General features: G+C 61.3%; 13 protein-coding genes. 10 read left to right on the top strand and 3 right to left on the bottom strand.

Going from position 1 to position 13,166, the window contains the following annotated elements:
* The first annotated feature begins 7 nt into the window (after positions 1 to 7).
* Both catC and catA read left to right on the top strand, forming a co-directional pair.
* A complete protein-coding gene (catC, locus tag HX824_RS14970) occupies positions 8 to 298 on the top strand; it encodes a muconolactone Delta-isomerase (protein ID WP_003212310.1) in 291 nt (96 codons plus the stop codon).
* A 42-nt stretch (positions 299 to 340) separates the two neighbouring features.
* Positions 341 to 1,270 (top strand): catechol 1,2-dioxygenase, encoded by a 930-nt coding sequence (catA, locus tag HX824_RS14965; RefSeq protein ID WP_177054746.1) that lies wholly within the window; start codon positions 341 to 343, stop codon positions 1,268 to 1,270.
* Positions 1,271 to 1,394: 124 nt separating this feature from the next.
* On the opposite strand, the gene HX824_RS14960 is transcribed toward catA, so the two are convergent.
* Positions 1,395 to 1,868 (bottom strand): Lrp/AsnC family transcriptional regulator, encoded by a 474-nt coding sequence (locus tag HX824_RS14960; protein WP_003212305.1) that lies wholly within the window; start codon positions 1,866 to 1,868, stop codon positions 1,395 to 1,397.
* A gap of 142 nt (positions 1,869 to 2,010) precedes the next feature.
* Here HX824_RS14960 and kynU point away from each other — a divergent pair, with 142 nt between their 5' ends.
* Together kynU and HX824_RS14950 are read left to right on the top strand one after the other, a co-directional pair.
* Positions 2,011 to 3,261 carry a kynureninase gene (gene kynU / locus HX824_RS14955; RefSeq protein ID WP_003212302.1) on the top strand — a complete coding sequence of 417 codons (1,251 nt, stop codon included), beginning with the start codon at positions 2,011 to 2,013 and terminating at the stop codon, positions 3,259 to 3,261.
* Between the two features lie 165 nt (positions 3,262 to 3,426).
* The gene (locus HX824_RS14950) at positions 3,427 to 4,857 is read left to right on the top strand and encodes an amino acid permease (protein ID WP_008436684.1); all 1,431 of its coding nucleotides are present in this window, start codon (positions 3,427 to 3,429) and stop codon (positions 4,855 to 4,857) included.
* A gap of 15 nt (positions 4,858 to 4,872) precedes the next feature.
* Here the strand turns inward: HX824_RS14950 and HX824_RS14945 are convergent, their stop codons facing one another.
* Positions 4,873 to 5,787, bottom strand: coding sequence for a LysR substrate-binding domain-containing protein (locus tag HX824_RS14945; RefSeq protein ID WP_102605602.1), 915 nt, complete (start codon positions 5,785 to 5,787; stop codon positions 4,873 to 4,875).
* Between the two features lie 190 nt (positions 5,788 to 5,977).
* Here HX824_RS14945 and HX824_RS14940 point away from each other — a divergent pair, with 190 nt between their 5' ends.
* The 5 genes from HX824_RS14940 (at position 5,978) to HX824_RS14920 (ending at position 11,040) form a co-directional block, all read left to right on the top strand.
* Positions 5,978 to 6,742 carry a sulfite exporter TauE/SafE family protein gene (locus HX824_RS14940; protein ID WP_177054745.1) on the top strand — a complete coding sequence of 255 codons (765 nt, stop codon included), beginning with the start codon at positions 5,978 to 5,980 and terminating at the stop codon, positions 6,740 to 6,742.
* Between the two features lie 118 nt (positions 6,743 to 6,860).
* On the top strand, positions 6,861 to 7,451 hold the full coding sequence (locus tag HX824_RS14935) for an NAD(P)H-dependent oxidoreductase (RefSeq protein WP_008436691.1): 591 nt from the start codon (positions 6,861 to 6,863) through the stop codon (positions 7,449 to 7,451).
* Between the two features lie 41 nt (positions 7,452 to 7,492).
* Positions 7,493 to 8,389, top strand: coding sequence for a LysR family transcriptional regulator (locus HX824_RS14930; RefSeq protein ID WP_003212293.1), 897 nt, complete (start codon positions 7,493 to 7,495; stop codon positions 8,387 to 8,389).
* A 104-nt stretch (positions 8,390 to 8,493) separates the two neighbouring features.
* Complete coding sequence (locus tag HX824_RS14925) at positions 8,494 to 9,387, top strand: NAD-dependent epimerase/dehydratase family protein (protein ID WP_102605600.1); 894 nt, start codon at positions 8,494 to 8,496, stop codon at positions 9,385 to 9,387.
* Positions 9,388 to 9,594: 207 nt separating this feature from the next.
* The gene (locus HX824_RS14920) at positions 9,595 to 11,040 is read left to right on the top strand and encodes a SulP family inorganic anion transporter (protein ID WP_177054744.1); all 1,446 of its coding nucleotides are present in this window, start codon (positions 9,595 to 9,597) and stop codon (positions 11,038 to 11,040) included.
* 129 nt (positions 11,041 to 11,169) lie between these two features.
* Here the strand turns inward: HX824_RS14920 and HX824_RS14915 are convergent, their stop codons facing one another.
* The gene (locus HX824_RS14915) at positions 11,170 to 11,562 is read right to left on the bottom strand and encodes a lysozyme inhibitor LprI family protein (protein ID WP_177054743.1); all 393 of its coding nucleotides are present in this window, start codon (positions 11,560 to 11,562) and stop codon (positions 11,170 to 11,172) included.
* 193 nt (positions 11,563 to 11,755) lie between these two features.
* On the opposite strand from HX824_RS14915, the gene HX824_RS14910 reads away from it, so the two are divergent.
* Complete coding sequence (locus HX824_RS14910; protein WP_017478510.1) at positions 11,756 to 13,159, top strand: gluconate:H+ symporter; 1,404 nt, start codon at positions 11,756 to 11,758, stop codon at positions 13,157 to 13,159.
* Positions 13,160 to 13,166: the final 7 nt, after the last annotated feature.

Here is a 13,166-nt window from a genome sequence, read left to right as displayed (position 1 = left end):
ACCTGCGATGTTGTTCCACGTAAAAATGACCGTGAACCTGCCAGTCGACATGAACCCCGAGCGCGCTGCCGGCCTCAAGGCTGAAGAAAAAGCCTTCTCCCAGCGGCTGCAGGAGCAAGGCAAATGGCGCCACCTGTGGCGCATCGCCGGGCTGTACGCCAACTACAGCGTGTTCGATGTCGACAGCGTGCAGGAACTGCATGACCTGCTGATGCAACTGCCGCTTTATCCTTACATGGCCATCGAAGTGAATGCCCTGTGCCGGCATCCATCGTCGATCCGTGAGGATGATCGCTGAGTCTGTTTTTTCACCTAATAATTACAAGATGAGGATTGCACCATGACCATCCGACTTTCCCAGACTGCTCACGCCCAACAGTTTCTCGAAGAAGCCAGCGGCAACCTTAACGACGGCGGCAACCCACGGGCCAAGGCGCTGATCTACCGGATCCTGCGGGACACGGTGAACATCATCGAAGACCTGGAAGTGACCCCGGAAGAGTTCTGGAAGGCGGTCAACTACCTCAACGAACTGGGCAAGAACCAAGAAGCCGGCTTGCTCGCGGCAGGGTTGGGCCTGGAGCATTACCTGGACATGCTGATGGACGCGGCGGACGAGGAAGCCGGCAAATCCGGCGGCACCCCGCGCACCATCGAAGGCCCGCTGTATGTGGCCGGTGCGCCGCTGTCCAAGTTCGAGGCGCGGCTGGACGACGGCCAGGACCCGGGCGTGCCGCTGTTCATGCAGGGCCAGGTGCGCGACACCAATGGCAAGCCGTTGGCGGGGGCGATTGTCGATGTATGGCAGGCCAATACCGGTGGTACGTATTCGTGGTTTGACAGCACACAGTCGGAGTTCAACCTGCGTCGGCGAATCGAGACCGATGCTCAGGGCAACTACCGTTTTCGCAGCATCGTGCCGTCGGGGTATGGCTGCCCGCCGACCGGCCCGACCCAGCAGTTGCTGGACCAGTTGGGGCGCCATGGCCAGCGGCCGGCGCATATCCACTTCTTCATCTCGGCGCCGGGCCATCGGCACCTGACCACCCAGATCAACCTGTCGGATGACCCGTACCTGCATGATGATTTTGCCTATGCGACGCGGGATGAGTTGATCGCCGAAATTCGCTTCAGCGAGGACGCAAACCTGGCGAAGGAATTTGGTGTGGAAGGGCAGTTTGCGCAGATTGATTTTGACTTCGAGTTGCAACCTGCAGTTGCGCCTGTCGAACAGAAACGTATGCAACGAGTTCGCGCGCTCGAAGACTGAACGCGGTAAAAAAATGTGGGAGCGGGCTTGCTCGCGAATGCGGTGGATCAGTCAATATTTCCGGTGACTGACACTCCGCCTTCGCGAGCAAGCCCGCTCCCACATTGGCGCTGTATCGTTTGGCCTATTTGCGAACAACCAGATCGAGCAGATCATCCCGATCCTTGATCTTCTGCAGCACGATCTCCGAGCGAATATCCATCACCCCCGCCGTGCGGTTCAGGTGGTTCACGATAAAGTCAGAAAAATGCTTGAGGTTGCGCGCCTGCACCCGCAGCACATAATTGCTCGCCCCGGTAATCACGTACGCACTGGCCACCTCCGGCCACCCTTGCACCTTCTTGATAAACGTCTCGTGCCAATCCTCCACATCCTGGCGTAACGACAGGTGGACGATGGCCTCCAGCTCGATCCCCAGCTGCTCGGCGTTCAACACCGCCCGATAACCACTGATGATTCCCTCGCTTTCCAGCAGGCGCAAACGCCGCAGGCAGGCCGACGGCGACAGGGCGACTTTCTCCGCCAGTTCCTGGTTACTGATACGGCCATCCTGTTGCAGGAAATGCAGAAGGCGCAGGTCGGTGGCGTCGAGAATCATGGTTAGAATAAATCCGCGTGTTTGGGGGTTAAATTCGAATTTCCTACAGCTTAATTAGCCTGTTGCCCACCACTTTGCACGAAAATTCTCTAAAGCTTCGTTCATTATTTGGCTCATTGTTACTACAACAACAGGACTGACCATGACCACCCGCACCCATTGCCTGACCCTCGACGCCCAGGATCCGCTGGCGCCATTGCGCAACCAATTCGCCTTGCCGGCCGGGGTCATCTACCTCGACGGCAACTCCCTCGGTGCGCGCCCGGTAGCGGCACTGGAACGGGCGCAAGCGGTGATCGCCGAGGAGTGGGGCAATGGGCTGATTCGCAGTTGGAACAGTGCCGGCTGGGCCGACCTGTCCCAGCGCCTGGGCAATCGCCTGGCACCGCTGATCGGTGCCCGCGACGGTGAAGTGGTGATCACCGATACCACCTCCATCAACCTGTTCAAAGTGCTCAGCGCCGCGCTGACCGTGCAACGCGAACGCGCGCCAAGCCGCAAGGTGATCGTCAGCGAAGCGAGCAATTTCCCCACCGACCTGTACATCGCCGAAGGCCTCACCGAACTGCTGCAACAGGGCTACTCCCTGCGCCTGGTCAACAGCCCGGACGAACTGCCGAAAGCCATCGACCAGGACACGGCCGTGGTGATGCTCACCCACGTCAACTACAAGACCGGCTACATGTACGACATGCAGGCCCAGACTGCCTTGAGCCATGAATGTGGCGCGCTGGCAATCTGGGACCTGGCGCATTCGGCGGGCGCGGTGCCGATCGACCTGCATCAGGCCGGTGCCGATTATGCGATTGGTTGCACTTACAAATACCTCAATGGCGGGCCCGGCTCCCAGGCGTTTGTGTGGGTCAACCCGGCGCTGGTGGATGTGGTTACGCAGCCGCTGTCGGGCTGGTTCGGGCATACCCGACAGTTCGCCATGGAATCGCGTTATGCCCCGAGCCAGGGCATTGCCCGCTACCTGTGCGGCACCCAGCCGATTACCTCGCTGGCGATGGTGGAGTGTGGCCTGGATATTTTCGCCCAGACCGATATGGCCAGCTTGCGCTCTAAATCCCTGGCGTTGACCGACCTGTTTATCGAGTTGGTGGAAAGCCGTTGCGCCGCCCACGACCTGACCCTGATCACCCCGCGTGAGCATGCCCGACGGGGTAGCCACGTCAGCTTCGAACACCCGGAAGGCTACGCGGTTATCCAGGCCTTGATCGCTCGTGGCGTGATTGGTGATTATCGTGAGCCGCGCATCATGCGGTTCGGGTTTACCCCGCTGTACACCAGCTTTGCTGAAGTGTGGGATGCGGTGGAAATCCTGGGTGAGATTCTCGATCAGAGAACCTGGGACCAGCCGCAGTTCAAGGTTCGCCACAGCGTCACCTGAGTAAACGCAGAGCAAAAAATGTGGGAGCGGGCTTGCTCGCGAATGCGGTCTATCAGTCTCTGATGTATTGACTGGCACACCGCATTCGCGAGCAAGCCCGCTCCCACAGGGAACAGTGTTTCAACCAGAAAGCAGTGCAATCACAATAATAAAGGGGCACGCCACGTGACCACGCCAGACCAAGGCTTTGCCGAAATCACCAATCGCGAACTGGGCCTCAGGCGCCAGCTCACTTCCGGCCAGATGAGCATGATCGCCATCGGTGGCGCCATCGGCACCGGGCTGTTCATGGGCAGCGCCTACGCCATCGGCTATGCCGGGCCCAGCGTGCTGGTCAGCTATGCCATCGGTGCGCTGATCACTTTGCTGTTGATGGGCTGCCTGGCGGAGATGACCGTGGCGCATTCCACCTCGGGCTCCTTCGGCGCGTATGCCGAATTTTACGTCAGCCCGCTGGCCGGTTTCCTGGTGCGTTATGCGTACTGGGCGGCGATTGTGCTGGCGGTGGGCGCCGAGGTCACGGCGGTGGCGATGTACATGAAGTACTGGTTTGCCAACGTGCCGGAATGGGTGTGGATCGTCTCGTTTTCCAGCGTGCTGATCGTACTCAACGCCATCAGCGTCAAGACCTTCGGCAACTTCGAGTACTGGTTTTCCACGATCAAGATCAGCGCGATTGTCGGCTTCATCATCCTCGCGGTGTACGTGGTGTTCGGCTCCGGCAACCCGGATTACGGTGTGCAGAACTACACGGCCCACGGCGGCTTTTTCCCGAACGGGTTGAGCGGCATGTGGATCGCGGTGATCGTCTCGATCTTCAGTTACCTGAGCGTGGAAATGATCGCGGTGGCCGCCGGTGAAGCGGCCGACCCGGAGCAGGCGGTGAAAAAAGCCTTCCGCGCGACCATCGTGCGGCTGGTGGTGTTCTACCTGCTGACCCTGGCGCTGATGTTGGCCATCGTGCCGTGGAACCAGGCCGGCCACGCCCAGAGCCCGTTCGTCACGGTGATGCAGACCATCGGCATTCCCGGCGCCACCGGGGTGATGAACTTCGTGATCCTGATCGCTGCGCTGTCGGCGATGAACAGCCAGCTCTACATCACCACCCGCATGATGTTCAGCCTGTCCCGCGCCGGTTTTGCGCCCAAGTCCATGGGCGCCTTGAGCAAGAGCGGGATCCCGTTGAACGCCTTGTTGCTGTCCAGCTCGGGCATTGCCCTGGCGACCCTGCTGAACGTGGTGTACCCGGAAAGCTCGTTCACCCTGATGATGGCGATCTCGATGTTTGGCGCGATCTTCACCTGGTTCATGATCTTCCTCACGCACCTGTTTTTCCGCCGCTACCGCAAGCGTCACGGCGGGGCGAAGCTGTCGTTCCAGCTGGCGCTGTTTCCCTACAGCACGCTGCTGGGCCTGGTGCTGATGGGCGCGGTGATGATCACCACGTTCTTCACCGATGCGTTCAAGATGACGCTGGTGTTCGGGGTGCCGTTCCTGCTGATTCTGTCGCTGGTGTACTACGTATTCTTCCGCAAGGGTCGCCAAAACCTTGTAGGAGCGAGCTTGCTCGCGAAAAACCCGAGGGCGCCGGGTTAAATCAGAAAGCCCGCGTTATCGTTGACGTGCTTCGCGAGCAAGCTCGCTCCTACAGGGGGAGAGGGCGTTTAGCAGTTGGGCGGCGTAACCGGGCAATTGCTCGAACTCGCGGGCGCATAACAGCAGTTTGCGGCAGGCCCAATCCTCGCTCAGGGGTTGGGCCTTGAAGCGCCGCTCCAACGGCCAGCGTTCCAGCGCGGCCAGGGGCACGATCCCCAGCCCGGCGCCCCGGGCGACCATGCGAATCAGCCCGTCAAACCCATCAGCGCGGATGCGTGTCTGCAAGCGAAAGCCTGCGTGCAATGCCTGTTCCTCCAGGTACACCGCCAGCGCGCTGTCGGCGGCCAGGCCCACGTAGTCGTGCTGCAAGCTGTCGATAAAACTCACGGTGCGCCCGGCCAGCGGGTGATCCAGCGGCATGATCAGCACCAGCGGGTCGTCGCGAAAGGGCAGGGTTTGCAGGCCGTGGGTGTCTACCGCATCGGAAATGATCCCCAGGTCTGCCGCGCCCTGGCGCAAGGCGTGGGTGATGCGCAGGCTTGGCAGTTCCTGCAGGTCGATGTCGAGGTTGGGGTGCTCGTGCAGAAAGTCCGCCAACAGTTCCGGCAGGTACTCGCTCAGGGCGGTGGTGTTGCACAGCAGGCGCACTTGGCCCTTGACGCCGTTGGCGTATTCCGCGAGGTCTTGCTGCAGGTGATCGGCTTGCTGCAACAGCAGGCGGGCGTGACGGGCGAGGGCTTTACCCGCAGCAGTCGGGGTGACGCCACGGCGGCCACGTTCAAGAAACTCGATGCCCAGGGAGGCTTCCATCGCCCGGATCCGCGCACTCGCCGCCGCCAGGGACAAATGGCTGCGGCTGGCGCCGGCGGTGATATTGCCGGTGTCGAGGATGTGCAGGTACAGGCGCAGGTCGATCAGGTCAAAGTGCATGGGCTGGGGATCTCAGTGTCTGGACGGGCCTCTTCGCGAGCAAGCCCGCTCCCACATTTTGAAAGGGTTCACAGATCTAAATGTGGGAGCGGGCTTGCTCGCGAAGAGGTCATCTGCCTCATGCAAAACAAGAGGCTGCCTCAGTATATGGCGAATTTTCAGACATCACCCAAACCTGCAAAATCGACCCATGAATACCTTACTCGCGTTCTACCAAAACCTCGGCCCGGCCCTGACATTGCTGGTGATCGGCACCTTCCTGCTGGCCGGTACGGTCAAGGGCGTCATCGGCCTGGGCCTGCCCACCGTCGCCATGGGCATGCTCGGCCTGGCTATGTTGCCGGCGCAGGCTGCGGCGTTGCTGATCATCCCGTCCACCGTCACCAACCTCTGGCAACTGGCCTTCGGCGGTCACCTGAGCGCGTTGATCAAACGCCTGTGGCCGATGCTCCTGCTGATTTTCCTCGGCACCGGGCTGGGCTCGGTGTGGCTGGGCATGGATGGCGGGCATTGGGTGGTGCGGGCGTTGGGCGGCGCGCTGCTGGTGTATGCCTTGAGCGGGCTGTTGCTGCCGACGTTCAAGGTAAGCCCGGCCACCGAGCGTTGGCTGGGCCCGCTGTGCGGCGTGCTGACCGGGGTCATCACCTCGGCCACTGGGGTGTTCGTGATACCGGCGGTGCCGTATCTGCAAGCGTTGGGCTTGAACCGCGATCAGCTGGTGCAAGCGTTGGGGCTGTCGTTCACCGTGTCGACCCTGGCGCTGGCAGCCGGGCTGTTCTGGCGTGGCAGCCTGGGCGGCGGTGAATTGAACGCCTCGTTGTTGGCGCTGGTTCCCGCGCTGCTCGGGATGTGGCTGGGCCAGGCCCTGCGCCAGCGCATCAGTGCCGTGCTGTTCAAGCGGGTGTTCTTTATCGGCATGGCCGCGCTGGGAGGTCATTTGCTGATCAGTGGTTAACAATATGCCGTTGATTCGTGCGCCTTGGTCAAATGTATTTTGCCGCCGGGACGCTTATTCCAAAGGACAGACCTCGTTACCCTGCCTTCAGACATTTTTAATCTTTAGGCACCCCCCTATGAAAAAAGTACTCCTGCTCAACGGCGGTAAGAAATTCGCCCATTCCGACGGTCGCTACAACAGCACCCTGCATGAAGCCGCCCTGGCGGTACTGGACCGTGGCGGCATCGACGTCAAGGAAACCCACATCGACGCCGGCTACGACGTGGCCGAAGAAGTCGCCAAATTCCTCTGGGCCGACGTGATCATCTACCAGATGCCCGGCTGGTGGATGGGCGCTCCGTGGATCGTCAAGAAGTACATCGATGAAGTCTTCACCGAAGGCCACGGCAGCCTGTACGCCAGCGACGGCCGCACCCGCTCCGACTCGTCGCAGAAATACGGCAGCGGCGGCCTGATCCAGGGCAAGCAATACATGCTGTCCCTGACCTGGAACGCTCCTCAGCAAGCGTTCGACGACCCCACCGACTTCTTCGAAGCCAAGGGCGTGGACGCGGTGTATTTCCCGTTCCACAAGGCCAACGAGTTCCTCGGCATGACCGGCCTGCCGACCTTCCTGTGCGTGGACGTGATGAAACGCCCGGCCATCGAAGCCGACGTGGCGCGTTATGAACAGCATCTGGCACAGGTGTTTAACCTGAGTCTGTAATGCGGCTAGTATCCGTGCAGCCGCTATAAAGAGGATTCACGTTGAAAGCCCGATCCGATGAGCTACAGATCTTCGTCTGCGTGATTGAATGCGGGTCGATTTCCGCCGCAGCCGAGCAGGTCGGGCAGACGCCGTCGGCGGTCAGCCGCACCTTGTCGCGCCTGGAAGCCAAGCTCGACACCACCCTGATCAATCGCACCACCCGGCGCATGGACCTGACCGAAGAGGGCAAGTATTTCTTCGAGCGGGCCAAGGTGATCCTCGAGCAGATGGACGACCTGGAAGAACGCCTGTCGTCGCGCCAGCAAACCCCGTCGGGGCGCCTGCGGATCAACGCGGCGTCGCCGTTCATGCTGCATGCGATCGTGCCGTACATCGCCGAGTTTCGTGGCCTGTACCCGGATATCCAGCTGGAACTGAACAGCAACGACCTGATCATCGACCTGCTGGAGCAGAGCACCGACATCGCGATTCGCATCGGTGCCCTGGCCGACTCGACGTTGCACGCCCGCTCACTGGGTTGCAGCCCGCTGCATATCCTCGCCAGCCCGGCGTACCTGGAACAGCACGGCACGCCCACTACCGTTGCCGAACTGGCTGAACACACTTTGCTCGGCTTCACCCAGACCGAAACCCTCAACCACTGGCCGTTGCGCCATGTGCACGGCGATCGCTGGCAAATCCAGCCCGGTGTCGCCGCTTCCAGCGGTGAAACCTTGCGCCAGCTGGCGCTGGAAGGGCAGGGCATCACCTGTTTATCGGACTTCATGACCGCCCAGGACATCAAGACCGGACGCCTGATACCGGTGCTGGCCGAGTTCAACAGCGGCTATCGTCAACCGATCAACGCGGTGTACTACCGCAACTCGCAATTGGCCTTGCGCATCCAGTGCTTCCTGGACTTTATCCAGGGCAAGCTGGCCAGCTACGCCAGCTGATTCGTGACCTCTGCGCAAGATTGAATTGGGCAATACGGACTTATTCGGAATGGATAGGTCCGCAATACTGAGTCCATCAATTACTCACGCAGGGAGACACCTCCATGAACGTATTCATCACCGGCGCTGCCGGTTTTATCGGCGGTTCCATCGCCACTGGCCTGGTCAAGGCCGGCCATAACGTCACCGGCCTGGTGCGCAGCACCGAACAGGCTGCGGAAATGACGGCACTGGGCATCACGCCGGTAATCGGTACGCTGGATGACAGCGCGCTGTTGACCGAGCAGGCGAAGAAAGCTGACGCGGTGATCAACGCCGCCAGCAGCGACCATCGCGGCGCCGTGGAAACCTTGCTGGCCGCGCTGCGCGGTTCCAACAAAACCTTCCTGCACACCAGCGGTTCGAGCATCGTTGGCGATGCGTCGGGCGGTAAGTCCAGCGATGTCATCTACTTTGAAGACAACCTGCCGGCGCCGACTGTCGACAAGGCTGCTCGCGTGGCCATCGACAACCTGATCCTGGCTGCAGCCAAAGATGGCGTGAACTCGGCAGTGATCTGCAACACCCTGATCTACGGTCACAGCCTGGGCGTCAAGCGCGACAGCGTGCAGTTGCCACGCTTGCTCAAGCAGGCACGCAAAAGCGGTGTAGTGCGGCATGTAGGCACCGGGCAGAACATCTGGTCCAACGTGCACATTGAAGACGTGGTTGCGTTGTACCTGCTGGCCCTGGAAAAGAATGTGCCGGGCACTTTCTACTTTGTGGAGAGTGGCGAAGCGGCGTTTGTCGACATGACCACCGCGATTGCCGAAGCGCTGAAGCTGGGTAAACCACAGGATTGGCCATTGGCGGATGCCGAGGCCGAGTGGGGTTATGAAATGGCCAACTATGGCCTGGGCTCCAACAGCCGGGTGCGCGGCAAGCATGCGCGGGAATTGCTGGGGTGGGCGCCGAAGCGGACCTCCGTAGTGGAGTGGATTCGCAACGAGATGGTTTGATGTTCGCTTGAGACCGAGGCGAGCCCTTCGCGAGCAAGCCCGCTCCCACATTTGCCCGAGTTCCAACTTTGGAATGCGGTCAAATGTGGGAGCGGGCTTGCTCGCGAAAGGGGCGACTCGGTCCAACGGTCTTACCCAACACTAGCCCCACCCCGCCCAATTCCGTACCATCCCCAGCCTTATCCCCCGCAACTCCCCGGTACTTCAATGAACCTCACCCGTCTGCGCGCCGACGCCCTGGCCGGACTCACCACGTCTTTTGCCTTGCTGCCCGAATGCATCGCCTTTGCCCTGGTGGCTCATCTCAACCCGCTGATGGGCCTTTACGGCGCATTCATCATCTGCACCCTCACCGCGCTGTTCGGCGGCCGGCCTGGCATGGTCTCCGGGGCCGCCGGCTCGATGGCGGTGGTGATCGTCGCGCTGGTGGTGCAGCACGGCGTGCAGTATCTGTTGGCCACGGTATTACTGGGCGGGTTGATCATGGTCGCCTTCGGCCTGTTGCGCCTGGGCAAGCTGGTGCGCATGGTGCCGCACCCGGTGATGCTCGGGTTCGTCAACGGCCTGGCGATCATCATTGCCTTGGCGCAGCTGGAGCATTTCAAAAGCGGTGACACCTGGCTCAGCGGCACGCCGCTGTACGTAATGACCGGGCTGGTCGCGGCAACCATGGCCACCGTCTACCTGCTGCCGCGCCTGACCCGCGCGGTACCGCCAGCCCTGGTGGCGATCCTCGGCGTGGGCCTGGCGGTATACCTGCTCGGCCTGCCGACCCGCACCCTGGGCGACATGGCCCACATCGCCGGCGGCCTGCCGACCTTCGCGCTGCCGCAGATCCCCTGGACCCTCGAAACCCTGCACATCATCGCGCCCTACGCGATCCTGATGGCCATGGTCGGCCTGCTGGAAACCCTGCTGACCCTCAACCTCACCGACGAAATCACCGAAACCCGCGGCTACCCGGACCGCGAAAGCGTGGCCTTGGGTGCCGCCAACATGGTCTCGGGCCTGTTCGGCGGCATGGGCGGCTGCGCGATGATCGGACAAACCGTGATCAACCTCAGCTCCGGCGGGCGCGGGCGCTTCTCCGGGGTATTTGCCGGGGTGATGATCCTGTTGTTCATTCTGTTTCTGTCACCGCTGATCGAGCGCATTCCGCTGGCGGCGCTGGTGGGGGTGATGTTTGTGGTGTCCCAGCAGACCTTTGCCTGGGCGTCCCTGCGGGTGATCAACAAGGTGCCGCTCAACGACGTGCTGGTGATCATGGCGGTGACGGTGATTACCGTGTTCACCGACCTGGCGACGGCGGTGCTGTGCGGGATTGTGATTGCGGCGCTGAACTTCGCCTGGCAGCAGGCGCGCGAGCTGTACGCGGATGAGCACATGGAAGCGGACGGCAGCAAACTCTATCGGGTGCACGGCACGCTGTTTTTTGCCTCGACCACGCCGTTTTTGAATCGCTTCGATCCGGCCAACGACCCGGCCCAGGTGACGCTGGATTGCCGTCACTTGAGCTTCGTCGACTATTCGGCGATTGCCGCGTTGATGACCTTGCGGGAGCGCTACGCCAAGGCCGGCAAGCATTTGCGGGTGCTGCACCTGTCCGAGCGCTGCCGCAAACTGCTCAAGCGGGCACGGGTGCAGCACGACTGACCGTTGTTGAAGCGCGATGATCGTTCCCACGCTCTGCGTGGGAACGCCGCTTTGGACGCTCCGCGTCCGCTCTTAAAATCGTGACGCGGAGCGTCACAGGATGCATTCCCACGCAGAGCGTGGGAACGATCATGGTCCGACCAGGTTTTCCAGTTCCTGGGCGCGGGTCTGGGTCATGTCCAGCACGCAGCCGGAGCCGTTGACCTGATCAATGGTGCCGCCGGTGGCCGAGCCGATGAAGCCGCAATTGGCATCGCGAAACTTGAGCCACTGGCGTTGTACGTCCTGCAATTGCTGCTTGCGGTTGCCTTCCATCGCGGTCATCGCGGTTTTGTAGGCGGTATTCAGGCGCGCGTCCTGCACCTTGGTTTCCTTGGCGTTGCAATCGACCATGTCGGCGGTGGTGTTGGCGCCGTCCATGCATTTTTTCAGTGCCGGGTTCTCATCGGCCGAGGCCGTGCCGCACAAGGCCAGCAACAGTGCGCCGGCGGCGAAAGGAACAAGCAGGTGGTTACGATTCATTCTGGGTTTTCCTGGTCATGAGTCGGTGTGCAGTCTAAGACTCGGCCTGCGCAGTTGAGTTTCCAGCCCCGGCGATCTTCATGTAAGAACGCCTCCCGAATTTTCATCCACTGACCCCGGGCATATCCCTGCGCGACAGCGCTTGTCTGTGGGCGAAAATTACTTTCATAAAAATTGAAAATGCACCTCGGTAATGATTTATGACTTTCACAACCTATTCGACGTGACCCTTTCCGAGGAGTACCGCATGGCCGCATCACCGGGGTATTGGCTGTTGATCTACGCCGCCATCGCCATCATTGCATTGATCGTATTGATCGCGCGTTACCGGCTCAACCCGTTTATCGTCATCACCCTGGTGTCCATCGGCCTGGCTTTGTTGGCCGGAATGCCGGCGGACACGATCATGGGCTCCTACGAGGCGGGCGTCGGCAAGACGCTGGGGCATATTGCGCTGGTGGTCGCGCTGGGCACCATGCTCGGCAAGATGATGGCCGAGTCCGGTGGCGCCGAGCAGGTGGCGCGCACGCTGATCAACCGGTTCGGCGAGCGTAACGCGCACTGGGCAATGGTGTGTATCGCGTTCCTGGTGGGGCTGCCGCTGTTTTTCGAGGTCGGTTTTGTGTTGCTGGTGCCGATCGCGTTTACCGTGGCGCGGCGGGTGGGCGTGTCGATCCTGATGGTCGGCCTGCCGATGGTGGCCGGCTTGTCGGTGGTGCATGCGCTGGTGCCGCCGCATCCGGCGGCGATGATGGCGGTGCTGGCGTATAACGCGTCGGTCGGGCAGACGGTGCTGTATGCGATTTTGATTGGCATACCCACCGCGATCATTGCCGGCCCGCTGTACGCCAAGTTCATCGTGCCGCACATTCACCTGCCGGCGGAAAACCCGCTGGAACGCCAGTTCATCGACCGCGAGCCGCGCACCCGCCTGCCGAGTTTCGCCCTGACCATGGGCACCATCCTGTTACCGGTGGTGCTGATGATGATCGGCGGCTGGGCCAACCTGATTTCCACACCGGGCACCGCCTTTAACCAGTTCCTGTTGTTTATCGGTAACTCGGTGATTGCGCTGCTGGTGGCGACCTTGGTGAGCTTCTGGACCCTCGGCCTGGCCCAGGGCTTCAACCGCGAGTCGATCCTCAAGTTCACCAACGAATGCCTGGCACCGACCGCCAGCATCACCTTGCTGGTGGGCGCGGGCGGTGGTTTGAACCGGATTCTGGTGGACGCCGGGGTCACCAATGAAATCCTCGGCCTGGCCCACGCCTTCAACCTGTCGCCCCTGGTGATGGGCTGGCTGTTCGCCGCGCTGATGCGCATCGCCACCGGCTCGGCCACCGTGGCCATGACCACGGCCTCAGGCGTGGTTGCACCGGTTGCGATGGGCCTGGGTTATCCCCACCCGGAATTGCTGGTGCTGGCCACCGGCGCGGGTTCGGTAATCTTTTCCCACGTAAACGACGGCGGCTTCTGGCTGATCAAGGAATACTTCAATATGACGGTGATCCAGACCTTCAAGACCTGGACCGTGCTGGAGACCCTGATTTCGGTGGTCGCCTTCGGTCTGACTTATGGTTTGTCCTGCATCTTGTAACCCGGAG

It is taken from the genome of Pseudomonas sp. D4002 (assembly GCF_013385665.1).
In the GTDB taxonomy this organism is placed as follows: domain Bacteria; phylum Pseudomonadota; class Gammaproteobacteria; order Pseudomonadales; family Pseudomonadaceae; genus Aquipseudomonas.
The sequence above is the reverse complement of the archived record's forward strand: the minus strand, read 5'-3'. Positions and strand labels throughout refer to the sequence as shown.

Coding starts and splice junctions, on each gene's coding strand:
- catC (WP_003212310.1), top strand. CDS start 8: ATGTTGTTCCACGTAAAAATGACCGTGAACCTGCCAGTCGACATGAAC.
- catA (WP_177054746.1), top strand. CDS start 341: ATGACCATCCGACTTTCCCAGACTGCTCACGCCCAACAGTTTCTCGAA.
- HX824_RS14960 (WP_003212305.1), bottom strand. CDS start 1,868: ATGATTCTCGACGCCACCGACCTGCGCCTTCTGCATTTCCTGCAACAG.
- kynU (WP_003212302.1), top strand. CDS start 2,011: ATGACCACCCGCACCCATTGCCTGACCCTCGACGCCCAGGATCCGCTG.
- HX824_RS14945 (WP_102605602.1), bottom strand. CDS start 5,787: ATGCACTTTGACCTGATCGACCTGCGCCTGTACCTGCACATCCTCGAC.
- HX824_RS14940 (WP_177054745.1), top strand. CDS start 5,978: ATGAATACCTTACTCGCGTTCTACCAAAACCTCGGCCCGGCCCTGACA.
- HX824_RS14935 (WP_008436691.1), top strand. CDS start 6,861: ATGAAAAAAGTACTCCTGCTCAACGGCGGTAAGAAATTCGCCCATTCC.
- HX824_RS14925 (WP_102605600.1), top strand. CDS start 8,494: ATGAACGTATTCATCACCGGCGCTGCCGGTTTTATCGGCGGTTCCATC.
- HX824_RS14920 (WP_177054744.1), top strand. CDS start 9,595: ATGAACCTCACCCGTCTGCGCGCCGACGCCCTGGCCGGACTCACCACG.
- HX824_RS14915 (WP_177054743.1), bottom strand. CDS start 11,562: ATGAATCGTAACCACCTGCTTGTTCCTTTCGCCGCCGGCGCACTGTTG.
- HX824_RS14910 (WP_017478510.1), top strand. CDS start 11,756: ATGATTTATGACTTTCACAACCTATTCGACGTGACCCTTTCCGAGGAG.